Origin of the sequence: Micromonospora sp. URMC 105 (genome assembly GCF_051386295.1) — a bacterium.
Taxonomy (GTDB): domain Bacteria; phylum Actinomycetota; class Actinomycetes; order Mycobacteriales; family Micromonosporaceae; genus Micromonospora.
On the sequence record NZ_JBPQTL010000056.1, the window covers coordinates 12,164 to 37,630 of the forward strand.

A 25,467-nucleotide genomic window follows, 5' to 3' on the forward strand; every position below is an offset into this window, starting at 1 on the left:
GGCTGGCAACTGTCGGGGGCCGCGTCTACTGTCGGGTGCTGTGCTGGAAGAGCTGCGCATCACCGGACTGGGCGTCATCGAGGACACCACGCTGCCCCTGGCCGGCGGGATGAACGTCATCACCGGCGAGACCGGTGCCGGCAAGACGATGGTGGTGACCGGCCTCGGCCTGCTCTTCGGCGGCCGGGCCGACGCCGGGCGGGTCCGGGCCGAGCCGGGCCGGGCGGTGGTCGAGGGGCGCCTGCGCCTCGGTGGCCGCCTCGCCGACACGGTGCACGCCCGCGTCGTCGACGCCGGCGGCGAGCCCGACGAGGACGGCTCTCTGCTGCTGAGCCGCACGGTCACCGTCGAGGGGCGGTCCCGGGCGCACCTGGGCGGCCGGAGCATGCCGGTGTCGATGCTCGGCGAGGTCGGCGAGCAGGTGGTGGCGGTGCACGGCCAGTCCGACCAGCTGCGGTTGTTGCGCCCGGCCGAGCAGCGGGCCGCGCTGGACCGGTTCGCCGGGCCGGAGCACGAGAAGCTGCTCGACGCGCTGCGCGAGGCGTACGGGCGGTGGCGGCACGTGGTCGACGACCTGGCCGACCGGCGGCGCAACGCGCGGGCGCGCAACCAGGAGGCCGATCTGCTGCGGCTGGGGCTGGACGAGATCACCCGGGTCGACCCGCAGCCCGGCGAGGACGACGAGCTGAAGGCCGAGGCGCAGCGGCTGGAGCACGCCGAGGGGCTGCGCACCGCAGCCCAGCTGGCCCACCAGTGCGTCGCCGGTGGGGTGGAGGCCGCCGACGAGACGCCCGACGCCACGGCGCTGCTGGGCACCGCCCGGCGCACGCTGGAGGCGCAGGCCGGCACCGACCCGGCCCTCGGCGAGCTGGCGGTCCGGCTGGAGGAGGCGGCCACCCTGGTCGCCGACGTCTCCGCCGAGCTGTCGGCGTACCTGGCCGCGCTGGACGCCGACCCGGCCCGGTTGCAGGTCATCCACGAGCGGCGGGCCGCGCTGCGGGCGCTGACCCGCAAGTACGCCGACGACGTCGACGGCGTGGTCGCCTGGGCCGAGCGGGCCCGCACCCGCCTGTCCGACCTGGACACCTCCGACGAGCTCCTCGACGAGCTGGACCGCGAGGCGAACCGGCTCGCCGGCGAGGTGGCCGAGCTGGCCGGCCGGGTCTCCACCTCGCGCCAGGAGGCCGCGGTCCGCTTCGCCGAGCAGGTCACCGTCGAGCTGGCCGGGCTGGCCATGCCGCACGCCCGTATCGACGTGGCGGTGGTGCCGCGGCCGGTGGGCCGGGCCGAGCCGGCGCTGACGGTCAACGGCACCGAGGCCGGCATCGGCCCGGACGGCGCCGACGAGGTGGAGTTGCGGCTGCTCGCCCACCCGGGCGCGCCCTCGCTGCCGCTGCAGCGCGGCGCCTCCGGCGGCGAGCTGTCCCGGGTGATGCTCGCCATCGAGGTGGTCTTCGCCGGCTCCGGCGGGCCGCCCACGCTGGTCTTCGACGAGGTGGACGCCGGCGTCGGCGGCCAGGCGGCGGTGGAGATCGGCCGCCGGCTGGCCCGGCTGGCCCGCAGCCACCAGGTGCTGGTGGTCACCCACCTGCCGCAGGTCGCGGCGTTCGCCGACCGGCACCTGGTGGTGGCGAAGGACACCGGGGGAGCGGTCACCACCAGCGGGGTCCGGGTGGTGGAGGACACCGAGCGGGCCCGGGAGCTGGCCCGGATGCTCGCGGGTTTGCCGGATTCCGACCTGGGTATCGCGCATGCGGAGGAACTTCTGGCGGTGGCGGCCAAGGAAAGGCGACCCTGACCGCCGGTATTGTGAGCGCAAGCACACCGGCCTGCGCTCTGGTGTGCTTCCCTGGGTAGGCGGCCCTGCTCAGGCATGTCGCGACAGAAAAGCCTGCCTCACATGCCAGGATGGTCACGATGCGTCTACCCACGTTGCGCCGGACCCGGAACGCGGAACCGGGCTCAGTCCTCGGCACCGCACGCCTCGATCGTCGTACCAAACGGCTGGTCGGCCGGCTCCGCCCCGGTGACATCGCGGTGATCGACCACGTCGACCTGGACCGGGTGGCGGCCGACTCGCTGGTCGCCGTCGGCGTCGCCGCGGTGCTCAACGCCAAGCCGTCGGTCTCCGGGCGCTACCCCAACCTCGGCCCCGAGGTGCTGGTGGGCGCGGGCATCCCGCTCCTGGACGACCTGGGCGAGGGGGTGTTCGAGCGGATCCGCGAGGGCGACACGGTCCGGATCGAGGGCAACACCGTCTACGTCGGCGACGAGCCGGTCGCCCACGGGGACCTGCAGGACGCCGAGACGGTCGCCAAGGCGATGGCCGACGCCCGCGAGGGGCTGTCGGTCCAGCTGGAGGCGTTCGCCGCCAACACCATGGACTACCTGCGGCAGGAACGCGACCTGCTGCTCGACGGGGTGGGCGTACCGGACATCCAGACCCAGGTCCAGGGCCGGCACTGCCTGATCGTGGTGCGCGGCTACGACTACAAGGACGACCTGGACGTGCTGCGCCCGTACATCCGGGAGTTCAAGCCGGTGCTGATCGGGGTGGACGGCGGGGCGGACGCGCTGGTCGAGGCCGGGTACACCCCCGACATGATCATCGGCGACATGGACTCGGTCACCGACGACGTGCTGCGCTGCGGCGCCGAGGTGATCGTGCACGCCTACCCGGACGGGCGGGCGCCCGGCCTGGCCCGGGTCAACGGGCTCGGCGTGCCGGCGATCACCTTCCCCGCCGCCGCCACCAGCGAGGACCTGGCCATGCTGCTGGCCGACGAGAAGGGCGCCTCGCTGCTGGTGGCCGTCGGCACGCACGCCACGCTGGTCGAGTTCCTCGACAAGGGCCGTGGCGGCATGGCCTCGACCTTCCTCACCCGGCTCAAGGTCGGCGGCAAGCTGGTCGACGCCAAGGGCGTGAGCCGGCTCTACCGGCAGAGCATCTCGGGCTCCTCGCTGCTGCTGCTGGTCCTCTCGGCGGTCGCCGCGATGGCCTCCGCGGTGGCGGTCTCCACCGTCGGGAAGGCGTATTTGGGCGTGGTCTCGGAGTGGTGGGACAATTTCGTGTTCCAGCTCGGCCAGCTCTTCTAGCTCCCCGACCTATCAAGAGGCTGCAAGCGTGATCAACTTCCGGTACCACGTGGTGTCCCTGACCGCGGTCTTCCTGGCGCTGGCCATCGGCCTGGTGGTCGGTACGGCCGCCCTCAACGGCCCGGTGGCGGACTCGCTCAAGGAGAACGTCAACGCGCTGCGCAAGGACAACCAGCAGATGCGCCAGTCGGTCAACAACATGCAGAAGGAGCTGGAGCTCGAAGAGGAGTTCGCGGCCCAGATGGCCCAGGTCGTCCTGCCGGGCAAGCTCACCGGCAAGCGGGTGCTGGTGCTGAGCCTGCCCACCGGCCGGGACCACACCGAGGGCGTGCTGAAGATGCTCGAACTCGCCGGGGCGGACGTGACCGGCCGGGTGGACCTGCAGGACAAGTTCATCAACCCGGACAACAACACCAACCTGATGGAGCTGGCGGTGACGGCCGCCCGGCCCACCGCGCCCGCCTCCGCGCTGCCCGGCAACGGCAACGGGGTGGAGACCTCCAGCGCCCTGCTGGCCAGCGTGCTGCTCGACCGCGCCCAGGGCACCCCCGCCGTCGCCGAGGCCGACCGGCGCGCCGTGCTGAACTCGTACTCCAACGCGGGCTACCTGACCACCGAGGAGAAGGTCACCGGGCCGGCCGAAGCCGTCGTGGTGGTCAGCGGGCAGCCGTACGTGGACAAGGACTCCGCCAAGAAGGACGAGTCGGTGGTGAAGGTCGCCGAGCAGTTCGACCGGACCGGCTCGATCGTGGTGGGCGGCAACGGCTCGGCCGGGGGCAACCTCGTCGGCATCGTCCGGAGCGACCCGGTGCTCGCCCAGACCATCTCCACCGTCGACAACGCCAACACCGTGCAGGGCCAGCTGGTCACCAGCCTCGCCCTGATGCAGCAGCTCACCGAGAAGAAGGCGGGCCAGTACGGCGTCGGCGACAACGCCGGGTCCCTGCTGCCTAGACTGCCCCAGTGAGCGAACGACGTACCTCGGTGAGCGCGAGGAGAGAGCCGGGTCTGCGAGCCCCGCAGTCGCGAACGGAAGGCAGCGCGGTGACCGGAGTCCTCCCGTCCGTCCCGTCCGGCGGCACCGCGTGAGCGGGCTGGGGCGGCTGCTGGCCGCCGCCGTCGGCGTCGCGACCGCCCGGTACGCGCTGCGCGAGATCCGCACCGCGCCGCCCGCCCCGGCGCTGGAGCGGACCAACTTCCGCGGCCACACCGTCACTCTCGCGGCCGGCCCGGCCCTCGCGGTCGGCGCCGCGAGCGCCGGCGCGCTGGGCGCCGACAGCGTCCCCGCCGGCGCGGCGGCGCTGGTGGCCGGCCTCGGCGCCGGGGCGGTCGGGCTCTACGACGACGTGGTGGGCGGGCGGCCCGAGCAGAAGACCGCCAAGGGCTTCGCCGGCCACCTGGCCGCACTGCGCGAGGGCCGGGTCACCGCCGGCATGGTCAAGGTGGTCGGGGTGGGCGCCGCCGGGCTCGGCGCGGCCGCCCTGCTCGCCGCCGACCCCCGGGTCGCCGCGCGCCGGCCGAACCAGGGCCCCCTGACCCGCGCGGTCGACGTGCTGCTCGGCGCCGGGGTGGTGGCCGGCACCGCCAACCTGCTCAACCTGCTCGACCTGCGCCCCGGCCGGGCGTTGAAGTACGGCCTGCTGCTCGGCGCCCCGCTGGCCCGCGGCCCGCACGGCGGCATCGCCGCGGGCGCGGTGGGCGCGGCGGGCGGGCTGCTCGGCGACGACCTGGACGAACAGGTGATGATCGGCGACAGCGGCGCCAACTCCCTCGGGGCGGTGCTCGGCGTGGCGCTGGCCGCCCGTACCGGGCCGGTCGGCCGGGCCGGGATCCTGGCCGTGCTCGCCGGGCTCACCGCCGCCAGCGAGAAGGTCAGCTTCACGGCTGTCATCCAGCGTACCCCCGGCCTGCGCGAACTCGACGCCCTGGGCCGGCGATCCGACTGACGTGACCACACCGGCACCCCTCGCCGGCGCCGGCCGTGTGGCCGGAGCGGCTGCCCTCATCGCCGTCCTCACCGTGGTCAGCCGCCTGGCCGGCTTCGGTCGTACCGCCGTGTTCACCTGGACGCTGGGCCCGACCGACCTCGGCGGCGCGTACGTGGTGGCGAACGCCGTACCGAACTTCATCTTCGAGATCGTCGCCGGCGGGGCGCTGGCCAGCCTGGTCGTACCGCTGCTGGCCGGCGCGGCTGCCGCCGGTGACCGGCGGGCGGTCGCCGCCACCACCGGGGCGCTGCTCACCTGGACGGTCACCCTGCTGGTGCCGCTGGCCGTGCTGGTGGCGCTGGCCGCCGGGCCCATCGTCGGCCTGCTCGGCGACGGCCTGAGCGTCGCCCAGCAGCACAGCGGCGAGCGGATGCTTCGGCTGTTCGCGCCGCAGTTGCCGCTCTACGGCGTGGGTATCGTGCTCACCGGCGTGCTCCAGGCGCACCGGCGGTTCGCCTGGCCGGTGATCGCTCCGCTGCTCAGCAGCGTCACGGTGATCACGGTCTACCTCGCCTTCACCGCCGTCGAGGGGCGGTTCGCCACCGTCGCCCGGGTCACCGGCGCGGGGGAGCTGATCCTGGCCGGCGGGACCACCGTCGGGGTGGTGGTGCTGTCGCTGTCGCTGCTGGTCCCGCTGCGCCGGCTCGGCCTGCGGCTGCGCCCCGGGTACGGCTTCCCGGCCGACGCCCGGGCCCGGGTCGGCGGCCTGGCGGTGGCCGGCGCGGTGACCGTCACCACCCAGCAGATCGCGTTGATCGTCAGCCTCAACCAGGTCACCTACGGCGCGGCGACCAACCCCGGCGTCTACTACCTCGCCCAGACCGTGTACCTGCTGCCCTGGGCGGTGCTCGCGGTGCCGCTGGCCGTCGCGGCGTACCCGACGCTGGCCGCGGCCCGGGCCGCCGGCGACGAGGACGCCTACCGGCGGACCCTCGCCCCCGCCGTGCGCGGCGTGCTGATCTTCAGCAGCCTCGGCGCCGCCGCCCTGGTGGGCGTGGCGACGCCCATCGGGTACTTCTTCTTCCCGGCGCAGACCGCGCCGGCCGCCGCCGCGGCGGTCGCCGGCTTCGCGCCCGGGCTGCTCGGGTACGGCCTCTTCGCGGTGCTCACCCGCGCCCTCTACGCCCGGGGCGAGACCCGGACCGCCACCTGGGCCACCGCGCTCGGCTGGCTGTCGGTGCCCGCCGCCGTGCTGCTGCTCGCTGCGGCCCTGCCGCTGCGGGACCGGGTGCCGGCGGTGACCCTGGCCAACTCGCTGGGGATGCTGCTCCTCGGCGGCCTGCTGCTGGCCGTGGTGGCCCGCTCCGCCGGCCGGGCGGCCCTGTCCGGCGCGGGTCGGGCGGCCACCGCCGGCGTGCTCGCCGCCGCGCTTGCCGCGCCCGCCGGAGCGCTCACCTCCCGCTGGCTCGCCGACGTGACCGACGGCACCCCGACGAAACCGGAGGCGCTCGCTCAGGGCATGCTGTCCGGGGCCGTGGTGGCGGTGGTGTTCCTCGGCGTGGCCTACCTGGCGGACCGGCAGGACGTCCGGCCGCTGCTCGCCCGGGTGGGCCGGCTGGCCGCGCGACGGCGCGCCTCGGCGCCCGGTCCGGCGCAGGAGGGCAGCCCCCCGGAACGGGGCGACGGGAAGGAGACGGTGTCCCGGTGAGCGCGAGGAGTGAGCCGGGTCTGCGAGCCCCGCAGTCGCGAACGGAAGATGTCGCGGTGAGCGCGAGGAGTGAGCCGGGTCTGCGAGCCCCGCAGTCGCGAACGGAAGGTGAGCACCGATGACCGACGGGACCTCGGCGCCCGGCCGGCAGGGCACGGTCGTCCTGCTGCTGGCCTCCAGCACCGGCGGGGTCGGGCAGCACGTGCGCTCGGTGGCCCGCGGCCTGACCGAGGCCGGCGTGTCCGTGCTGGTGTGCGGGCCCGCCGCCACCCAGGACCAGTTCGACTTCACCGCCGTCGGCGCCCGCTTCGCCCCGGTGGAGATCCCGGCCAGCCCCACCCCGGCCGACGCGCGGGCGGTGACCGCGCTGCGCGGGGTGCTGGCCGCCGAGACCGTGCGGGTCGTGCACGCGCACGGGCTGCGCGCCGGTCTGGTGGCCGCGCTCGCCCGGCCGGCCGCGCCGCTCGTGGTCACCTGGCACAACGCGGTGCTCGCCGGAGGGGTGCGCGGGCACCTGTCCCGGCTGGTCGAGCGCGTGGTCGCCCGGTCCGCCCGGGTCGCCCTCGGCGCCTCGGCGGACCTGGTCGAGCGGGCCGCCGCGCTGGGCGCCACCGACGCCCGGCTCGCCCCGGTCGCCGCACCCACCCTGCCCGCTCCGCGCCGGCGCCGCGCCGCCGTCCGCGCCGAGTTCGGCGTCGGACCGGGCCAGCCGCTGCTGCTCTCCGTCGGCCGGCTGCACCCGCAGAAGCGGTACGACGTGCTGGTCGACGCGGCGGCCCGGTGGCGTACCCGGACTCCGCCACCGGCCGTCGTCATCGCCGGCAGCGGTCCGGCGTACCTGCAACTGGCCGCCCGGATCTCCGCGGCCCGGGCACCGGTGACGCTGCTCGGGCACCGCACCGACGTGGCGGACCTGCTCGCCGGGGCCGACCTGGCGGTGGTCACCAGCGACTGGGAGGCCCGGCAGCTGTTCGCGCAGGAGGCGCTGCGCGCGGGCGTACCGCTGGTGGCGACCGCCGTGGGCGGGCTGCCGGAGCTGGTCGGCGACGCCGCGGTGCTGGTGCCCCCGGGCGACGTCGACGCGGTCGACGCGGCGGTGCGGGCGCTGCTGGACGACGAGAGCCTCCGCGCCGACTTGGCCCGCCGCGCCGTCGCCCGCGCCGCGACCTGGCCCACCGAGGAGGACACCGTCGCCGCGCTGCTCGACCTCTACGCCCAGCTGGACCCCGACCCCGCCGGGCCGGCCGCCCCGGGCGCGGACACCCCCTCGACGGGACGCCGCTGATGCTGCGCAGACTGACCCCGGTCCTGCTCACCCTGCTCGTGGTGGTGCTCGGCGTGACCGCGCTGGCGGCCCGCCCGGAGACCGGCGCGCCCCGGCGCACCGCCGACTTCGTGGTGCTCGCCGGCGTGGCCGGGCTGCGCTGGGACGACGTCGACCCGCAGACCACCCCGACCCTGTGGCGGATGGCCGAGCAGGGCTCGATCGGCTCGCTCTCCACCCGCTCGGCGCACCGCCCCACCTGCCCGGTCGACGGATGGCTCACCCTCGGCGCGGGCAGCTACGCGGCCTGGAACGGCAGCCGGCAGCAGGGCGGCTGCCCGTCGGTCGGCGTGACGATCGAGCAGCCGGACCGGATCGGCGCGAACCTGCCCGACCAGGAGCGCGTGGTCCAGCACAACCAGGAACGGCTGCCCTGGGGGGCGGTGCCCGGCTCGCTGTCCGAGTCGGTGCGCTGCTCGGTGGCGATCGGGCCCGGCGCGGCGGTGGCCGCCGCCCGGCCCTTCGGCCGGGTCGACCGGTACGCCCCGAAGCTGCCCGACGATCCGGCCGGCCTGCTCGGCTCCTGCGTGCTGAGCATCGTCGACCTGGGCACGATCGCCGGCGACGACCCGGCGACCCGCAAGGCCGAGGCCCGCCGGGTCGACGCCGCGCTGGCGACGGTGCTCGCCGCCCGGCCGCTCCGCTCGTTGGTGATGGTGGCCGGGGTCTCCGACACCGAGACGCCGTCGCGGCTGCACGTGGCGGTGGCCGACGGTCCGGGCTGGGAGGGTGGCCTGCTCACCTCGGCCAGCACCGGCCGCGAGGGTTACCTGCAACTGGTCGACCTGGCCCCGACCGCGCTCGCCGCGCTCGGCCGGCCGATGCCCGAGCGGCTCTTCCTCGGCCGGCCGGCGATCCGCGTCGACGGCCGCCCGGACGACCTGGCCGCGGCGATCGCCGCCCCGGCCGACGCCGACCGGGAGGCCGGGGCCCAGCGGACGGTGGCCGGCTGGTTCTTCGCCCTGCTCGCCCTGGCGCAGGTGGCGCTCTTCGTGACCGTGCTGCCGCTGCTGCGCCGGGCCCGCCGGCTCGCCGGCCCGCACAGCCCGCCGCCGGTCTCCCGCCGGGTGGTGGCGACCGTGGAGCTGCTGCTCATCGCCGCCGCGCTGGCGGTGCCGGCCGCGCTGCTGGCCGACGCGGTGCCCTGGTGGCGGGTGGACCACGCCGGCTGGTGGTTCGCGCTGGTGACCGCGGCGCTGGTCGTGGCGGCCACCGCCCTGGTGCGCTTCGCCCCCGGCCACGACCGCACCCTCGGCCCGCTCGGCGCGGTCGCCGGGCTGGCCACCCTGGTCGTCGGCGCGGACGTGCTCAGCGGGGCCCGGCTGCAGCTCAACGGGGTGGTCGGCTACTCGGCGCTGGAGGGCGGCCGGTTCTCCGGGCTGGGCACGGTCGGCCTCGGGGTGTTCCTGGCCGGCGCGCTGCTCAGCGCCGGCTGGCTCGCCCAGCGGTTCCGCCGGGCGTGGCGGCCCATGGTGGTGGTGACGGTCGGCGGCGCGGCCGTCGTGGTGGTCGGCAGCCCGTACCTCGGCGCGGACCCGATCGGCGCGGTCGCGCTGACCGCCGGGGTGGCGGTGGCCGCCGCGATCAGCACCGGCGGCTGGCTCACCGTCAGCCGGCTGGTCTGGGCCGCGATGGCCGGGCTGGCGCTGACCATCGGGTATGCCGTGGTGGACGTGCGCCGGCCGGCGGAGGAGCGGGGCAGCCTCGGCCGGTTCCTCGCCGCCCTCGGCGACGGCACCGGCGGGTTGACGGTGCACCGGGCCAGCACCGCGAACTTCGAGACGCTGGTGAACAGCCCGCTGACCGTGCTGGCCGTGGTCGGCGCCCTGCTGGTCTGGTTCGCGCTGCTCCAGCCCTGGGGTGGGCTGATGCGGCTCTTCGGCATCTACCCGGCGATCCGGGCGGCGATGGCCGGCACCGCCGTGGCGGCCGTGATCGGCGGGCTGCTGGGCGGGTCGGCCCTGGACGTGGCCGGGGCGGCCGGCGCGCTGGTGGTGCCGATGGCGGCGCTCGCCTCGCTGCGGGTCCTTGATCACTCCACCGACCGCACCCAGCCGGGCGCCGGCCGGCAGCGCGGTGACGGGCCGTCCGGCCCGCCCGCCGGGGACGCGCCGGACGGCGGGCCGGGCGGGGGTGCCACCACCACGGCCGAGGAGGGCCTGCGGGCCGACCGCGCGGAGGCTGACGGCCGGCGTACCGGGGATGCCGACGCGACCGGCGGCGGGGCGCCCACCGCGGTCGAGGGCACTCCCGGCGGCCGGAACCCGGAGCCCGGCGACACCACGACCGATACCGACACCACGACCGACACCGACACCGTCGGCGGCAGCGACACCGTCGGCGGCAGCGACACCGTCGGCGGCAGCGACGACGGGGGCGGCGAGGACGGCGACGGCGGGGCGCGGCCCGCGGACGAGCGGGCGGCGGGGACCGACCGCCCCGGCGTACCGGCCGCGCGGACCCCGGAGTCGCCCGTCGCGACATCGACCGAGGTCGCGACGGGGTGAGCCGTGGCGGCCTTCGGAGCCGGTCGGGGCGGGTGCGACGCCCGCACCCGGTCGGGGAGGTGTTACCGTGGAATCCCGTGGATCGCGTGATCACTTTGCTGATCGGCACGGCGGTTCGCACGACCGCTACGGACGACACGGGAGCAGGCCTTGGCCCCTTCAGCACGGACGACCAGGCACATTTTCGTCACCGGGGGCGTCGCCTCCTCGCTGGGTAAGGGCCTCACCGCCTCCAGCCTCGGCAATCTGCTCACCGCGCGTGGGTTGCGCGTGGTGATGCAGAAGCTCGACCCGTACCTCAACGTGGACCCCGGGACGATGAACCCGTTCCAGCACGGCGAGGTCTTCATCACCGAGGACGGTGCCGAAACCGACCTCGACGTCGGGCACTACGAGCGCTTCCTCGACCGGGACCTGTCCGGCAAGGCGAACGTCACCACCGGCCAGATCTACTCGGACGTGATCGCCAAGGAGCGGCGTGGCGAGTACCTGGGCGACACCGTCCAGGTGATCCCGCACATCACCAACGAGATCAAGTCGCGCATCGTCGGCATGGCCGACCCGGACGGCGACGGCCAGATCCCGGACGTGGTGATCACCGAGGTCGGCGGCACGGTCGGCGACATCGAGTCGCTGCCCTTCCTGGAGGCGATCCGGCAGGTCCGCCACGACCTCGGCCGGGACAACTGCTTCTACCTGCACGTTTCGCTGGTGCCGTACCTGGCGCCCTCGGGGGAGCTGAAGACCAAGCCGACCCAGCACTCGGTGGCCCAGCTGCGCAACATCGGCATCCAGCCCGACGCCATCGTGCTGCGCTGCGACCGGGAGATCCCGGAGAAGCTCAAGGAGAAGCTCTCGCTCTACTGCGACGTGGACCGCGAGGCGGTCGTCGCCGCCCCGGACGCGCCGAGCATCTACGACATCCCGAAGGTGCTGCACCGCGAGGGCCTCGACGCGTACGTGGTGCGCCGGCTCGGCCTCTCCTTCCGGGACGTGGACTGGGCCAGCTGGGACGACCTGCTGGACCGGGTGCACCAGCCGCACCACACGGTGACCGTCGCGGTGGTCGGCAAGTACGTCGACCTACCCGACGCGTACCTGTCGGTGAGCGAGGCGATCCGGGCCGCCGGCTTCGGCCACCGGGCCCGGGTGCAGCTGCGCTGGGTGCCCAGCGACGACTGCGTCACCCCGGCCGGCGCGGCGGCCGCCCTGGCCGGCGCGGACGGCATCGTCATCCCGGGCGGCTTCGGCGTGCGCGGCATCGAGGGCAAGATCGGCACCGCCCGGTACGCCCGGGAGAACGGCATCCCGCTGCTCGGCCTCTGCCTCGGCCTGCAGTGCATGACCATCGAGGTGGCCCGCCACCTGGCCGGGCTGGACGGGGCCAACTCGCTGGAGTTCGACGAGGACGCCAAGCACCCGGTCATCGCCACGATGGCCGACCAGGAGGACATCGTCGCCGGCAAGGGCGACCTGGGCGGCACCATGCGGCTCGGGGCGTACCCGGCGGCGCTGACCGAGGGGTCGCTGGTCGCGGAGGCGTACGGCAGCACCGAGGTCAGCGAGCGGCACCGGCACCGGTACGAGGTGAACAACGCCTACCGGGACCAGCTCACCAAGGCGGGCCTGCACATCTCCGGTACCTCGCCGGACGGCCGGCTGGTCGAGTTCATCGAGCTGGACCGGAGCCTGCACCCGTTCTTCGTGGCCACCCAGGCGCACCCGGAGGTCAAGAGCCGCCCGACCCGCCCGCACCCGCTGTTCGCAGCGTTCGTGAAGGCGGCCGTGGCGTACTCGGAGGCCGACCAGCTGCCGGTGGACCTGGACGCGGTGGCGGAGGCCCCGAGCCCGAAGAAGGCCTCCCGCAACGGCGCCACCGCGAAGGCGGCGTCCGCCTCGTGAGCGCCGTCGAGCACCGCTACGAGCTGCGCGACCGCCAGGAGCGCTTCCGTGGCCGGATCTTCTCAGTGGTCACCGACGAGGTGACCATGCCCGGCGGCGACACCGCGAAGCGGGACTACGTCCGGCACGTCGGCGCGGTCGCCGTGGTGGCCCTGGACGACGCCGGTCAGGTGGTGCTCGTCCGGCAGTACCGGCAGCCGGTGGGACGGCACCTGTGGGAGCTGCCCGCCGGGCTGATGGACGTCGACGGCGAGCAGTTGCCGGCGGCGGCCGCCCGGGAGCTGGCCGAGGAGGCGGACCTGACCGCCGGCACGCTCGACCTGCTGGTCGACGTGCACACCTCGCCGGGCTTCTCCGACGAGGTGGTCCGGGTGTTCCTCGCCCGCGACCTCGCCGACGTGCCGGCCGACGAGCGGCACGAGCGCCGCGAGGAGGAGGCCGACATCCAGATCGTCCGGCTCGACCTGGACGAGGCGGTCGGCATGGTGCTGGCCGGGGAGATCACCAACGGGCCGTGCGTGGCCGGGCTGCTCGCCGCCGCCCGGGCCCGCGACACCGGCTGGTCGGTGCTGCGCCGGGCCGACGCCCCGCTGCCCCGCTAGATCGGGTACGCCCCGAAGGGGCGCGCGGTTCGCCGCGCGGCCCTTCCGCGTACCTGGCCTGGCTCGTCCCGCCCCGGCTCGCGCTTTGCGGCGCGTCGGGGTGTCCTGTCGTCGGGACGCCCCGACACGCCGCAATCGGGGCCGAGCGCCGGGCCGAGTGACCGGGGCCGAGCAGCCGGGACCGAGTGCGGCGGGGTGGACACGCGGCGTGTCGCCTGCGGCTTCCGCCCGGCGGTGCTGGTCGTGCGGTGCGACGATGAGGGCGAACGCCGAGCAGGGGAGCGGCCGTGCGCCTGACACATCGTCAGGCGCATCGGGCACCGGATGTCACTGTGCTGGGTCCCGGAGGGTGCTCCCGCGCCTAGACTGCCGCCGGCGGGACCGGTCGACCGCGCCGGCAAAGGGGCCGTCGCGGGGCCGAGCAGTCGGGGGTGAGCTGCCCCGAAGAGAGGTGTCTGCATCGTGAAGGTCGGAATCCCACGCGAGGTCAAGAACCACGAGTACCGCGTGGCGATCACGCCGGCGGGCGTCAACGAGTTCACCCGCCACGGGCACGAGGTCTTCGTCGAGTCCGGTGCCGGCATCGGCTCCAGCATCACCGACGACGAGTTCGCCGCCGCGGGCGCCAAGATCCTGCCCACCGCCGACGGGGTGTGGGACACCGCCGAGCTGGTGCTCAAGGTCAAGGAGCCGATCGCCGAGGAGTACCACCGGATGCACGAGGGGCAGGTGCTCTTCACCTACCTGCACCTGGCCGCCTCGAAGGAGTGCACCGACGCGCTCATCGACCGGAAGGTCACCGGCATCGCGTACGAGACCGTCGAGCTGCCCGACCGGTCGCTGCCGCTGCTCGCCCCGATGTCCGAGGTGGCCGGCCGGCTCGCCCCGCAGGTGGGCGCCTTCTACATGATGCGCACCGGCGGTGGCCGGGGCGTGCTGCCCGGCGGCGTCTCCGGCGTGTACGCGGCGAAGACCGTGGTCATCGGCGCCGGTGTCTCCGGCCTGAACGCCGCCGCCATCGCGCTGGGCCTGCAGTCCGAGGTGCTGCTGCTGGACAAGAACGTCGCCCGGCTGCGCCAGGCCGACGCCATCTACCGGGGCCACCTGCAGACCGTCGCCTCCAACGCGTACGAGATCGAGCGGGCGGTGCTCGACGCCGACCTGGTCATCGGCGCGGTGCTGGTGCCGGGCGCGAAGGCGCCGAAGCTCATCTCCAACGAGCTGGTCTCCCGGATGAAGCCCGGCAGCGTGCTCGTCGACATCGCCATCGACCAGGGCGGGTGCTTCGAGGACTCGCGGCCCACCACGCACGCCGACCCGGTCTACAAGGTGCACGACTCGATCTTCTACTGCGTGGCGAACATGCCCGGCGCGGTGCCGAACACCAGCACCTACGCGCTGACCAACGTCACCCTGCCGTACGCGCTGGAGCTGGCCAACCAGGGCTGGCGCGAGGCGCTGCGCCGCGACCCGGCCCTGGCGCTGGGCCTGAACACCCACGCCGGCCAGGTCACCTACGGCCCGGTCGCCGAGGCGCACGGCATGTCGACGCTGCCGCTGGCCGAGGTGCTGGCCTGACCGCTGCACCGGACACCGCCGGCGCGGGCGGACAGCCCGCGCCGGCGCTGCGCCGTGCCGTCCGCGGCTACCTCGACCACCTGACCGTCGAGCGCGGGCTGTCGGCGAACACCCTCTCGTCGTACCGGCGGGATCTGGAGCGGTACCTGGACACCCTGGCGGCGGCCGGGGTGAGCGACCTCGCCGCCGTCGGACCGGGGCAGGTCGAGGCGCACCTGGCCCGGCTGCGGGCCGGCGACGACGGCCAGCCGCCGCTGGCGGTCTCCTCGGCGGCGCGGGCGGCCTCCGCGGTGCGCGGGCTGCACCGCTTCGCGCTGCGCGAGGGGCTGGCCGGCACCGACCCCAGCCGCGACGTCCGGCCGCCCACGCCGCCGCGCCGGCTGCCCCGGGCGCTGCCGGTCGACGCCGTGGTCCGGCTGCTGGAGACGGCCGGGCCGGTGACGGCCGCCGGCGACGGCGCGGCCCTCGCGCTGCGCGACCGGGCACTGCTGGAATTCCTGTACGGCACCGGCGCGCGGATCTCCGAGGCGGTCGGCGCCGCGGTGGACGACCTCGACGTCGACGAGGGCACCGCGCTGCTGCGGGGCAAGGGCGGGCGGACCCGCCTGGTCCCGATCGGCGGGTACGCCGTCGAGGCGCTGCGCGCCTGGCTGGTGCGGGCCCGGCCCGGGCTGGTCGCCGCCGGCCGGGGCACCCCGGCGGTCTTCGTCAACGCCCGGGGCGGCGCGCTGACCCGGCAGGGCGCCTGGACGATCCTGCGCCGCGCCGCCGAGCGCGCCGGGCTGCCCGTGGACGGGCCGCACGCCGTCTCCCCGCACACCCTGCGCCACTCGTACGCGACCCACCTGCTCGACGGCGGTGCGGACGTGCGGGTGGTGCAGGAACTGCTCGGCCACGCCTCGGTCACCACCACCCAGGTGTACACGTTGGTCACCGTGGAGCGGCTGCGCGAGGTGTACGCGACCGCACACCCCCGCGCCCGCGGCTGACCGGGCCGCCCACCCGGACCGGGCGGGACGGCCGACACGCCGGACCGGTACCGAACGCGCTGCTGGTCGGTGGCGTACAGTCGGCATCGGCGCGGACCTCCTGGGGCGACATCCGGGGTGCGCAGCGGCGCCGCGCAGGACGTCGGACGGCTCCGACGCCGGTGGTCGTCGGGAGGGGGCAACGAGGACATGGCTGGCAACGGTGATCGTGCCGACGCCTGGACGTCGGAGCTCCGCGAGCAGCAGGCGTCGCTCGGCGCGGACCTGGGTCCGGCGGACCCGGCCGCCTACACGATGCGCAAGCCGATCCCGGAACCGATGCCGACCGACCGGCACGGGCCGGCGCGCATCATCGCGATGGCCAACCAGAAGGGTGGCGTCGGGAAGACGACCACCACCATCAACCTCGGTGCGGCGCTCGCCGAGTACGGCCGCAAGGTGCTGCTGGTCGACTTCGACCCGCAGGGCGCCCTCTCGGTCGGGCTGGGCGTCAACCCGCACAACCTCGACCTGTCGGTCTACAACCTGCTCATGCAGGACGATGTCACCGCCGAGGACGTCCTGATCAAGACCGACGTCGCCGGGCTGCACCTGCTGCCCGCCAACATCGACCTCTCCGCGGCCGAGATCCAGCTGGTCAACGAGGTCGCCCGGGAGATGGCCCTGGCCCGGGTGCTGCGGTCGGTGCGCAAGGAGTACGACTACATCCTGATCGACTGCCAGCCCTCGCTGGGCCTGCTGGCGATCAACGCGCTCACCGTCGCACACGGCGTGCTCATCCCGCTGGAGTGCGAGTTCTTCAGCCTGCGCGGGGTGGCGCTGCTGCTGGACACCATCGACAAGGTGCGCGAGCGGCTCAACTTCGACCTGGAGCTCGAGGGCATCCTCGCCACCATGTACGACAGCCGCACGACCCACTGCCGTCAGGTGCTGCAACGGGTGGTCGAGGCGTTCGGCGACAAGGTTTACCAGACCGTCATCACCAAGACCGTGAAGTTCCCCGAGTCCACGGTGGCCGGTGCGCCGATCACCTCCCTCGACCCGGCCTCCTCCGGGGCACGCAACTACCGGCAGCTGGCCCGTGAGGTGATCGCCGCCCAGGCGGACCGGTAGCTCGCGGTGCACCTTCCCGCCGGTCGGCCCGGGGTGTGGACTACGGTCGTCCGGTGACCGCCCCACCCCTGGACCCGCCGACGACCCCGGAGCAGCCCCCCGTGCTGGCCGCCGAGGCCGCCGCCGAGGTGGCCACGGACGCGGCCGGGGTGCCGCAGGCCGGGGAGAGCGCCGGGTTCACCGTCCGGCTGGCGAACTTCACCGGCCCCTTCGACCTGCTGCTGCAACTGATCGGCAAGCACAAGCTCGACGTCACCGAGGTGGCCCTGCACCAGGTCACCGACGAGTTCATCGCCTACATCCGGGCGATGGGCGACCAGTGGGACCTGGACGAGGCGAGCGAGTTCCTGCTCATCGCGGCCACCCTGCTCGACCTGAAGGCGGCCCGGCTGCTGCCCGCCGCCGAGGTCGAGGACGAGGAGGACCTGGCCCTGCTGGAGGCGCGGGACCTGCTCTTCGCCCGGCTGTTGCAGTACAAGGCGTACAAGGAGGCGGCGGCGCACATCGCCGAGCTGGAGGCGGTCGGCGGCCGGCGCTACCCGCGGGCGGTCACCCTGGAGCCCCGGTACGCCGAGGCGCTGCCCGACCTGGTCCTCGGCATCGGCCCGGAGCGGCTGCTCAAGCTCGCGATCCGGGCGATGACCCCGAAGCCGACGCCCGAGGTCTCCATCGCGCACGTGCACATGGTGCGGGTCAGCGTCCGGGAACACGCGGCGATCCTCACCGAGCGGCTGCGCCGCGCCGGGACCGCCACCTTCTCGCTGCTCTGCGCCGACTGCGAGATCACCCTGGAGGTGGTGGCCCGCTTCCTGGCGCTGCTGGAGCTGTACCGGGAGGGGCTGGTCTCCTTCGTGCAGGACCAGGCGCTGGAGGAGCTGACGGTGCGCTGGACCGGCCCCGCCGACGGCGACACCGAGCTGCACATCGACGAGTACGCCGGCTCGCCCGAAGCGGCGGCACCCGACGATGCTGCGGCGGGCGCGCCGGCCGAGCCGGCGGGCGGGAACACCACGGGTACGACGGAGGAGCGAGCGGGATGAGCGACGAGGAGCGCCGGGACTCCCTGGCCGACCAGGCGGCCGCCTGGATCCCACCCTGGGAACGCCCCACCCCGCCCCGCGACGAGCCCGCCGAGGCGTCCGACGAGCCCCTCGCCGAGGCGTGCGAGCCGGCCGCCGAGCTCACCGAGGCGCCCGTACCGGCGGGCGACACCGAGCCGACTGCCGTGCCGGCGGCTCCGGAGGACGCCGAGGCGACCGCTGCTCCCGCGCCGGCGGGTGGCGCCGACGAGCCGGCGGGGGAGGGCGCGGCGGCCGGCGTACCCCGGAAGCAACCGGCACCCCGGCGGCGGGCGACCCCCGCGCCGGAGCCGGCGCGGATGCTGGACGACGCGGAGCTGCGCGGCGCGCTGGAGGCCATCCTGCTGGTGGTGGACGAGCCGGTCAGCGAGCTGGTCCTGGCCCAGGTGCTGGAGCAGCCCGCCGAGCGGGTCGGGCCGATGCTGGACGAGATCGCGGCCGGTTACACCGCCGCCGGGCACGGCTTCGAGCTGCGCCGGGCGGCCGGTGGCTGGCGTCTCTACACCCGCCCGGAGTACGCCACCTACGTGGAACGATTCGTCCTGGACGGGCAGTCGGTCCGGCTGACCCAGGCCGCGCTGGAGACCCTCGCGGTGATCGCCTACAAGCAGCCGGTCACCCGTTCGCGGATCTCGGCCATCCGGGGTGTCAACTGCGACGGGGTCATCCGTACGCTGGTGTCCCGCGGGCTGGTCGAGGAGTGCGGCACCGAACCGGACAGCGGGGCGTTCCTCTACCGGACCACCACGATGTTCCTGGAGAAGCTGGGGCTGAACTCGGTGGACGACCTCCCGCCGCTCGCCCCGTTCCTCCCCGACGACGTAGAAGAGCTTGCTGATGCCACGCGATGACCGCACCCCCCGACCCGACGCGCCCACCTACGAGGGGGCCGAGCGCCTGCAGAAGGTGCTCGCCGCCGCCGGCGTCGGCTCCCGGCGCGCCTGCGAGGACCTGATCTTCCGCCGTCGGGTCACCGTCAACGGCCGGGTCGCCCAGCTCGGCGACAAGGTCGACCCGACCCACGACGTCATCCACGTCGACGGCGAGCGCCTGCAGGCCGACAACCGGCTGGTGTACCTGGCCATGAACAAGCCGCGCGGGGTGGTTTCCACCATGGCGGACGAAAAGGGACGCACCGCGCTCAACGACTTCATCGGCAACCGGGTCGAGCAGCGGGTCTACCACGTCGGGCGGCTCGACGCCGACAGCGAGGGCCTGCTGCTGCTCACCAACGACGGCAACCTCGCCCACAAGCTCATGCACCCGTCGTACGAGGTGCTGAAGACCTACCTGTGCGAGGTGGCCGGGCCGATCCCGCGCAACCTGGGCAAGCGGCTGATGGCCGGGGTCGAGCTGGAGGACGGCCCGGTGAAGGTCGACTCGTTCAAGGTGGTCGACACCCTGGGCAAGACCGCCCAGGTGGAACTCTCCCTGCACGAGGGGCGCAAGCACATCGTCCGGCGGCTGCTCGCCGAGGTCGGGCACCCGGTGTCGCGGCTGGTGCGTACCGCGATCGGGCCGATCCGGCTGGGCGACCTGCGCGCCGGACGGACCCGGCGGCTGACCAACGCCGAGGTCGCGGCCCTGTTCAAGGCCGTGGGTGACTGACCCCCCGCGATCGGGGTAGGGCTGCCGGTAGGCTTCGTCGCGGCCGGCGGGCCGGCGGGGTGGCGCGGGTCGCCCCCGGCGGCGTCTCGCGCCGCCGCCCGCGAGGCGCGGGCATGATTGACGATGGACAACCGCTCAACGGCGCCGGAGACACCGGTGACCCGCGAGGTACGGGCTGAGGAGGACGACGGTGGAGGAAAACGTACGGGCCGGGCGCTGCGTGGTCGCTGTGGACGGGCCGTCCGGTACGGGTAAGTCCACCGTCTCGCGGCGGCTCGCCGTCAGCCTCGGTGCCCGCTACCTCGACACGGGGGCCATGTACCGGGCGATCACCTGGGCCGTGCTGCGCTCCGGGGTCGACCTGACCGACGTGGAGTCGGTGGCCAAGGTCGCCCGCGAGGTCGACCTGCGCATCGGCACCGACCCGAAGGGGTACGGGGTGACCGCCGACGGCGTGAACGTCGACCGGGAGATCCGTGGCCCGGAGGTGACCGGGGCGGTCTCCGCCGTGGCCGCCGTGGCGGCGGTGCGCGAGCTGCTGGTCGCCCGGCAGCGTCAGATGATCGCCAACGCCGGCCGGATCGTGGTCGAGGGCCGCGACATCGGCTCGGTGGTGGCGCCCGACGCCGACCTGAAGGTCTACCTGACCGCCTCGGAGACGGCCCGCGCCCAGCGGCGCAGCGCCGAGGACGCGGCCGACGTGGCGGCGACCGCCGCCGACCTGGCCCGGCGGGACCGGCTCGACTCGACCCGCAAGGTCAACCCCCTCCAGCAGTCTCCGGACGCGGTCGAGGTGGACACCACCGAGCTGAGCATCGACGGAGTCGTCGCCCGGCTGCGCGACCTGCTCACCGAGCGGGGCGTGGCATGAGCGAGCGGAGCGAGCGAATCATTCGGCACAGTGCGGCGCAGTCTCGTGCTGCCGGCGAGCGAAGCGAGGCTGCAGCATGAGCGAGGACAACGGCGGTTGGGTCGAGCTGCGGGAGCCGGACCTCGACGTCGAGGAGCCGTCCGGCCCGCAGCCGGTGGTGGCCGTGGTCGGCCGCCCCAACGTGGGCAAGTCGACGCTGGTCAACCGGATCATCGGCCGCCGCCAGGCGGTCGTCGAGGACGTCCCCGGGGTCACCCGGGACCGGGTGCCCTACGACGCGCAGTGGAACGGCCGGGCGTTCACCGTGGTGGACACCGGTGGCTGGGAGCCGGACGCGAAGGACCGGGCCGCGGCGATCGCCGCGCAGGCCGAGACGGCCGTGGCCACCGCCGACGTGGTGGTCTTCGTGGTCGACGCGATGGTCGGTTCGACCGACGTGGACGAGGCCGCGGTGAAGATGCTGCGGCGCAGCGCCAAGCCGGTCATCCTGGTGGCGAACAAGACCGACAACACCGCCATCGAGATGGAGGCGACCTCGCTCTGGTCGCTCGGCCTCGGTGAGCCGTACCCGGTCTCCGCGCTGCACGGCCGGGGCTCCGGCGAACTGCTCGACGCCATCCTGGACGCTCTGCCCGAGGCGCCGAAGATCGTCGAGAACCGGCCCCGCGGCCCGCGCCGGGTCGCGCTGGTCGGCCGCCCCAACGTGGGCAAGTCCAGCCTGCTCAACCGGTTCTCCGGCGAGGAGCGGGCCGTGGTCGACTCGGTCGCCGGCACCACCGTCGACCCGGTCGACAGCCTGGTGGAGATCGGTGGCGAGACCTGGCAGCTGGTGGACACCGCCGGGCTGCGCAAGCGGGTCGGCAAGGCCAGCGGCACCGAGTACTACGCCAGCCTGCGGACCTCCTCGGCCATCGAGGCGGCCGAGGTCGCGGTGGTGCTGCTCGACGCCAGCGAGCCGATCAGCGAGCAGGACCAGCGGATCCTGACCATGGTCACCGAGTCTGGGCGGGCGCTGGTCATCGCCTTCAACAAGTGGGACCTGGTCGACGCCGACCGCCGGTACTACCTGGACAAGGAGATCGACCGGGAGCTGCGGCGGATCCCCTGGGCGATCCGGCTCAACCTGTCGGCGATGACCGGCCGGGCGGTCGACAAGCTCGCACCGGCGCTGCGCAAGGCGCTGGCGAGCTGGGAGACCCGGGTACCGACCGCACATCTCAACCAGTGGCTGACCGCGCTGGTGCAGGCCACCCCGCATCCGGTGCGCGGTGGCCGGGCCCCGAAGATCCTCTTCGCCACCCAGGCGGGCGTCGCCCCGCCGCGGTTCGTGCTCTTCACCACCGCGCCGCTGGACGCCGGCTACCAGCGCTTCGTCGAGCGCAAGCTGCGCGAGGAGTTCGGCTTCGAGGGCAGCCCGGTGGAGATCTCCGTACGCCCACGCAAGAAGCTCGGCCCCGGCGGCCGAGGCAAGGCGCACGGCTGACCTGCTGCTGTTCCGATGCCGGGGAGAGCGACGCTCTCCCCGGCATCGCCTTTCCTCGACGGTCTAGGGGGAGTGGCGTGGGACGCGGCGCGACGCGGGAGGGGCCTGTGCGCGTGGTGCGAAGATCCTGCGCTAAGCTGTACCGGCTGCCGCGGGGGAGACCGCGCGGGGGCATCGGGACGTGGCGCAGCTTGGTAGCGCACTTGACTGGGGGTCAAGGGGTCGTCGGTTCGAATCCGGCCGTCCCGACGCAGGTAGAGGGGCATTTCTCGCGATCATGCGATGCCCCGCTGGGGACCATTTGGGGACCTCAGGCCGGTGAGATGCGAAGACAGCGCCTCACCGGCGGCCCGGATCGACTGCCGATCCGGATGCAGATACCGCTGAGTCGTCATGAGCGAGCCGTGACCGGCGATCTTCCGTAAGACGTGCACGGGCACCCCAGCATCCGCCATCCAGGTCAGCCCGGTGTGCCGCAGGTCGTGCCGCCTCAGGTACTCGAAGCCCAGCGAGCTGACCACCTCGTCCCAGTGCGTCGCGTCGCGCAGCACCGCCGTGCTGATCCGGCCGCCGCGAGGACCGACGAACAGCCGGCCGTCATCCTCGGTGATCCGGTCGAGCTTCGCGGCTACCATCGGCCGCAGCTCCTCGATGATGGGCACCTGCCGCGCCCGCTTGCCCTTGGTGCCCTTGTCGACCAGGCCGCCGGGGCCGGTGGTGGTCTGCCGGCGCACCGTCCACAGCCAGGAGTCGCGGTCGATGTCGCCCTTGCGCACGCCCGACACCTCACCAATCCGGGCCGCCGTGCCGGCCGCGAACATCACCACCTCACCCCAACCGGGGTAGCGGCCGTGCGAGCGATCGACCAACGCCGCCGCCAGGGTGGCGAGCGCGGTCCAGTCGGGCAGCGCCAGGGAACGCGGGTTGTCCAACTCGTCCTCGGCCCGCTGATACTCCCGCTGCCACCCGGTCAGCCGCGCCGGGTTGCGGTCGATCAGACCGTCGCGCACCGCCTGCTCCAAGACCCGCACCAGCACGGCAAGGCTGTTCTTCACCGTCGACCGCCCGCAGCCCTCGGAGATCCAGCCGTGCGCGGCCCGGTCCACCGCACCGTTCGTGATCATCCGGACGGGCAGGTGGCCGAGGGTCGGCACGACCCGCCTGCGCCACCCCGCCAGGTACGGGTCGAGCGTCTTGCCCTCCAGGCCGCGCAGCGCCAACCGCATCACGCTCTCGCCGTACTGCGCCAGCCGCATCGACGCCGCGTCGGGGTCGACGCCGCCCCTCGCCGCGCGCTGCATGGTGCCGAGCCAGGCTTGCGCCTGCTCGGCATCCGCGAACGCCTGCGACTTGGAGCGGCGTCGGCCCGACGCCGGGTCGACCCACCGGACCCGGGCACGGTACGGGTTCGGCCGGCCGGGACGGTGCTCGACGTCGGTGGAGACGGCGACGCCGATCGGGAGCAGGGGAGTGCTCATCGAGCCGAGTCCTGCGGGTCCGTGCGGTGCCGCTCCAACCACGCCCGCACATCCTCCGGGTCGTACTTGACGACCCGAGCGGACAACCGGATGAACGCCGGCCCCTGGACGGGGTTGGCGGTGCGCCACCGCCGGACGGTGGACGGGTCGACCTTTACGAGCCGGGCAAGCTCCTCTGTGGTCAGCAGCGCGCCCGGTGCTGTCGGTACATCGATGCTCATCGGATCCCCAATGTTGTCGGTTCTGCTGTCAAGGTGGGCTTGACGCTGGATCGCGCGTCAGGCGACGAGGGTCTGTAGGTACTCGCGGGCGGCGGCCTGGTGCTCTCGGGCCATCGCGGCGGATGCGTTGGCGAGCATGGCGTCAGCGGTGGTGTGCCATCCGGCGCCCACGAATTGCAGGAAGTTGACCACGAGCGTCGTCGGCTCGGCGTCGACCGCGGCTTCCTGCGGCCCGCTGCTCTGGGCACGGCGGAACACGACGCGCTGGTTGCGCAGCAGGGCGAAGGTGATCGAGTAGCGGCGGGACTTGGTGAGGAAGTGGCCGCCGAAGCCGAGCATGTGCGCCCATCGGCGCAGCCGCCGCCAGTCGCGCGGCGTGCCGAGCGTCCAGCACGCGTCGACCAGGCGTTCGGTGTGGGTGCCGGCCGGGTCGGCGTAGATGTCGATGCTGTCGGCGGTGAGCCGGTTGGAGGCGTGGCCGGTGACCTCGGTGGACTTGGTGGCGTACTTGGCCAGGTACGCGGCCACCTGCGCGTCGGTCACCTCACCCCGCCCGGCCACCGTGATCACCTTCGTCAACACCTGGGTGCCCCAGGCGATCGGCCACCCTCCGGGGTGGGCGGGATGGTCGGCGGTTGTGAAGGCGACGGTGGCGGCGGCGTGGTCGACGGCGGCCACCAGGTCGGCGGCATCGAGCTGCGGCGGGGCCGGGACGATGGCCTCCGGGTCGTCGGGGTCGCGGCCGTCGAGGCGGATGATGGCGTGGAAGTGCACGACGCCGCGCCGTTGCATCTCGGCGGCCTTGCCAAACGACAGCCGCACCGGCGACACCCACCGGATCTTGCCGGTGCGCTCGGACACCACCGGCACGTCCGGAATGCCGCGTGCGGTGGCCAGTCGGTGCATGTAGCGGTTGATGGCGATGGTGGTGCGCCGCCACAGCTCCCCGGCCGAGAGGTTCCAGACCGCTTGGGCGTCGTGGTCGTAGCAGTCCAGGCACAGCGGCGTGCCCAACCGGGCGTCGGTGTCCTCGTGGCGGGCGAAGCAGACCAGCCGCACGCCGTGCGGGCACACGGTCGACTCCCGGCGGGGGTGGCAGGGTTCGGGCCGGCAGTCGCAGGAGGCGCGGCGGGCGCAGGTGTGCCGCTTGACGTAGCGGGTGTGTACCTCGCCGAAGGACGGGGCGGTGAAGGTCGGGAAGACCGCCGGGTGGTGGGCGACCTGCTCCGGGATGCCCTTGCCGCCGACCAGGCCGGCGCGGACCACCTGGTAGGCGTCGCGTTGGTAGAGCTTGGAGCAGGTCGGGCAGACGGCGGCGCGGCGGTTGCCGCACGGCTTGTAGATGACGCCGTCGGGCATGTCGGCCGTTGACCGCTCGGACAGGAGGCGGCCGGTGGCGGCCTCGACGGTGGCCATGGTGCCGACCAGGCGGATCGGGCGGGTGCAGCCGGCGGCCGGGCGGACGTGGCGCAGCCATTCGGCGAGGTCGGGTTGGGTGAGCCGGGCGGCGGCCTGGAGCCGGATGTCGGTGGAGGTGGCGTACCAGGCCGGTGCTGGGGTCGGCTCGGCGCACGGGGCCGTACCCGAAGCGGAAGCTTCGGGTACGACGGTCAGCGTCGAGACGGTCAACGGGTCGCCTTCGCGGGGCGTCCGTTGGCGGGTCGGACGGGTCGGTTGCTGGTGTTGCGGTCGAGGTCCAGGACCGCGAGGGCTTGCATGGCCTCGTCGGAGGTCACCTTGAGGCGGACGGCCAGTTGGCCCGGGGTGATCGGCGTGCCGTGCTCGGTGCGGTACTGCTTCGCGACGCGGGTCGCTCGGGCGAGCAGGTCCGGGGCCACGATCGGCAGCGGAGGTTGGGCAGCGTCAGACGCGGTGACAGGAGTGTCGGTGGTGGACGGTGCCAACGTCGGTGCCGCTGCCGCTGGCGCTCGCGGTGGTGGTCGGGTTGCTGTCCGGCGGGGTGTGCGGCCTGGTGGTCGC

At 74.3% G+C, this 25,467-nt stretch carries 21 protein-coding genes and 1 tRNA gene; 18 read left to right on the plus strand and 4 right to left on the minus strand.

The window, feature by feature from the left end; all coding sequences use genetic code 11:
* Window positions 1-40: 40 nt before the first annotated feature.
* From recN to ACSNN7_RS18625, 18 genes are all read left to right on the plus strand, one after another.
* Window positions 41-1,798 (plus strand): DNA repair protein RecN, encoded by a 1,758-nt coding sequence (gene recN / locus ACSNN7_RS18540; protein ID WP_436682068.1) that lies wholly within the window; start codon window positions 41-43, stop codon window positions 1,796-1,798.
* A gap of 119 nt (window positions 1,799-1,917) precedes the next feature.
* On the plus strand, window positions 1,918-3,096 hold the full coding sequence (steA, locus tag ACSNN7_RS18545) for a putative cytokinetic ring protein SteA (protein ID WP_436682070.1): 1,179 nt from the start codon (window positions 1,918-1,920) through the stop codon (window positions 3,094-3,096).
* A 28-nt stretch (window positions 3,097-3,124) separates the two neighbouring features.
* Window positions 3,125-4,063: a copper transporter gene (locus tag ACSNN7_RS18550; RefSeq protein ID WP_436682071.1), complete on the plus strand. Its 939-nt coding sequence runs from the start codon at window positions 3,125-3,127 to the stop codon at window positions 4,061-4,063.
* A gap of 118 nt (window positions 4,064-4,181) precedes the next feature.
* Window positions 4,182-5,042 carry a hypothetical protein gene (locus tag ACSNN7_RS18555; RefSeq protein ID WP_436682072.1) on the plus strand — a complete coding sequence of 287 codons (861 nt, stop codon included), beginning with the start codon at window positions 4,182-4,184 and terminating at the stop codon, window positions 5,040-5,042.
* Window position 5,043: 1 nt separating this feature from the next.
* Window positions 5,044-6,732 carry a murein biosynthesis integral membrane protein MurJ gene (murJ, locus tag ACSNN7_RS18560; RefSeq protein ID WP_436682073.1) on the plus strand — a complete coding sequence of 563 codons (1,689 nt, stop codon included), beginning with the start codon at window positions 5,044-5,046 and terminating at the stop codon, window positions 6,730-6,732.
* Window positions 6,733-6,850: 118 nt separating this feature from the next.
* A complete protein-coding gene (locus ACSNN7_RS18565) occupies window positions 6,851-8,017 on the plus strand; it encodes a glycosyltransferase family 4 protein (protein ID WP_436682074.1) in 1,167 nt (388 codons plus the stop codon).
* Window positions 8,017-10,563, plus strand: a complete 2,547-nt coding sequence (locus ACSNN7_RS18570) for a hypothetical protein (RefSeq protein WP_436682075.1) — start codon at window positions 8,017-8,019, stop codon at window positions 10,561-10,563. Before ACSNN7_RS18565 ends, ACSNN7_RS18570 begins: the two co-directional genes overlap by 1 nt.
* Before the next feature lie 150 nt (window positions 10,564-10,713).
* Window positions 10,714-12,465, plus strand: coding sequence for a CTP synthase (locus ACSNN7_RS18575; protein WP_436682076.1), 1,752 nt, complete (start codon window positions 10,714-10,716; stop codon window positions 12,463-12,465).
* Window positions 12,462-13,067: an NUDIX hydrolase gene (locus ACSNN7_RS18580; RefSeq protein WP_334455781.1), complete on the plus strand. Its 606-nt coding sequence runs from the start codon at window positions 12,462-12,464 to the stop codon at window positions 13,065-13,067. Before ACSNN7_RS18575 ends, ACSNN7_RS18580 begins: the two co-directional genes overlap by 4 nt.
* 462 nt (window positions 13,068-13,529) lie before the next feature.
* Window positions 13,530-14,645 carry an alanine dehydrogenase gene (gene ald / locus ACSNN7_RS18585; RefSeq protein WP_436682077.1) on the plus strand — a complete coding sequence of 372 codons (1,116 nt, stop codon included), beginning with the start codon at window positions 13,530-13,532 and terminating at the stop codon, window positions 14,643-14,645.
* Window positions 14,642-15,634 (plus strand): site-specific tyrosine recombinase XerD, encoded by a 993-nt coding sequence (locus ACSNN7_RS18590; RefSeq protein WP_436682089.1) that lies wholly within the window; start codon window positions 14,642-14,644, stop codon window positions 15,632-15,634. Before ald ends, ACSNN7_RS18590 begins: the two co-directional genes overlap by 4 nt.
* A gap of 189 nt (window positions 15,635-15,823) precedes the next feature.
* On the plus strand, window positions 15,824-16,747 hold the full coding sequence (locus tag ACSNN7_RS18595; RefSeq protein WP_436682078.1) for a ParA family protein: 924 nt from the start codon (window positions 15,824-15,826) through the stop codon (window positions 16,745-16,747).
* Window positions 16,748-16,800: 53 nt separating this feature from the next.
* Window positions 16,801-17,787, plus strand: coding sequence for a segregation and condensation protein A (locus ACSNN7_RS18600; RefSeq protein ID WP_436682079.1), 987 nt, complete (start codon window positions 16,801-16,803; stop codon window positions 17,785-17,787).
* Window positions 17,784-18,677 carry an SMC-Scp complex subunit ScpB gene (gene scpB, locus ACSNN7_RS18605; protein ID WP_436682080.1) on the plus strand — a complete coding sequence of 298 codons (894 nt, stop codon included), beginning with the start codon at window positions 17,784-17,786 and terminating at the stop codon, window positions 18,675-18,677. Before ACSNN7_RS18600 ends, scpB begins: the two co-directional genes overlap by 4 nt.
* Window positions 18,664-19,434: a pseudouridine synthase gene (locus ACSNN7_RS18610; protein ID WP_436682081.1), complete on the plus strand. Its 771-nt coding sequence runs from the start codon at window positions 18,664-18,666 to the stop codon at window positions 19,432-19,434. Before scpB ends, ACSNN7_RS18610 begins: the two co-directional genes overlap by 14 nt.
* Before the next feature lie 190 nt (window positions 19,435-19,624).
* Window positions 19,625-20,305, plus strand: coding sequence for a (d)CMP kinase (gene cmk, locus ACSNN7_RS18615; protein WP_436682082.1), 681 nt, complete (start codon window positions 19,625-19,627; stop codon window positions 20,303-20,305).
* Between the two features lie 76 nt (window positions 20,306-20,381).
* A complete protein-coding gene (gene der / locus ACSNN7_RS18620) occupies window positions 20,382-21,788 on the plus strand; it encodes a ribosome biogenesis GTPase Der (protein ID WP_436682083.1) in 1,407 nt (468 codons plus the stop codon).
* A 175-nt stretch (window positions 21,789-21,963) separates the two neighbouring features.
* Window positions 21,964-22,037, plus strand: a tRNA-Pro gene (locus ACSNN7_RS18625).
* 26 nt (window positions 22,038-22,063) lie between these two features.
* Here the strand turns inward: ACSNN7_RS18625 and ACSNN7_RS18630 are convergent.
* The 4 genes from ACSNN7_RS18630 to ACSNN7_RS18645 are packed head-to-tail and all read right to left on the minus strand — an operon-like array spanning window position 22,064 to window position 25,325.
* On the minus strand, window positions 22,064-23,266 hold the full coding sequence (locus tag ACSNN7_RS18630; protein WP_436682084.1) for a tyrosine-type recombinase/integrase: 1,203 nt from the start codon (window positions 23,264-23,266) through the stop codon (window positions 22,064-22,066).
* On the minus strand, window positions 23,263-23,487 hold the full coding sequence (locus tag ACSNN7_RS18635) for a helix-turn-helix transcriptional regulator (RefSeq protein WP_436682085.1): 225 nt from the start codon (window positions 23,485-23,487) through the stop codon (window positions 23,263-23,265). The genes ACSNN7_RS18630 and ACSNN7_RS18635 overlap by 4 nt, the downstream gene beginning before the upstream one ends.
* A gap of 57 nt (window positions 23,488-23,544) precedes the next feature.
* A complete protein-coding gene (locus tag ACSNN7_RS18640; protein ID WP_436682086.1) occupies window positions 23,545-25,116 on the minus strand; it encodes a replication initiator in 1,572 nt (523 codons plus the stop codon).
* The gene (locus tag ACSNN7_RS18645) at window positions 25,113-25,325 is read right to left on the minus strand and encodes a hypothetical protein (RefSeq protein WP_436682087.1); all 213 of its coding nucleotides are present in this window, start codon (window positions 25,323-25,325) and stop codon (window positions 25,113-25,115) included. The genes ACSNN7_RS18640 and ACSNN7_RS18645 overlap by 4 nt, the downstream gene beginning before the upstream one ends.
* Window positions 25,326-25,467 lie beyond the last annotated feature (142 nt).

Bases quoted from the DNA above. Each gene is read 5' to 3' on its own strand.
- steA (WP_436682070.1), top strand. From the start codon at position 1,918: ATGCGTCTACCCACGTTGCGCCGGACCCGGAACGCGGAACCGGGCTCA.
- ACSNN7_RS18565 (WP_436682074.1), top strand. From the start codon at position 6,851: ATGACCGACGGGACCTCGGCGCCCGGCCGGCAGGGCACGGTCGTCCTG.
- ACSNN7_RS18570 (WP_436682075.1), top strand. From the start codon at position 8,017: ATGCTGCGCAGACTGACCCCGGTCCTGCTCACCCTGCTCGTGGTGGTG.
- ACSNN7_RS18595 (WP_436682078.1), top strand. From the start codon at position 15,824: ATGGCTGGCAACGGTGATCGTGCCGACGCCTGGACGTCGGAGCTCCGC.
- scpB (WP_436682080.1), top strand. From the start codon at position 17,784: ATGAGCGACGAGGAGCGCCGGGACTCCCTGGCCGACCAGGCGGCCGCC.
- ACSNN7_RS18610 (WP_436682081.1), top strand. From the start codon at position 18,664: ATGCCACGCGATGACCGCACCCCCCGACCCGACGCGCCCACCTACGAG.
- der (WP_436682083.1), top strand. From the start codon at position 20,382: ATGAGCGAGGACAACGGCGGTTGGGTCGAGCTGCGGGAGCCGGACCTC.
- ACSNN7_RS18630 (WP_436682084.1), bottom strand. From the start codon at position 23,266: ATGAGCACTCCCCTGCTCCCGATCGGCGTCGCCGTCTCCACCGACGTC.
- ACSNN7_RS18635 (WP_436682085.1), bottom strand. From the start codon at position 23,487: ATGAGCATCGATGTACCGACAGCACCGGGCGCGCTGCTGACCACAGAG.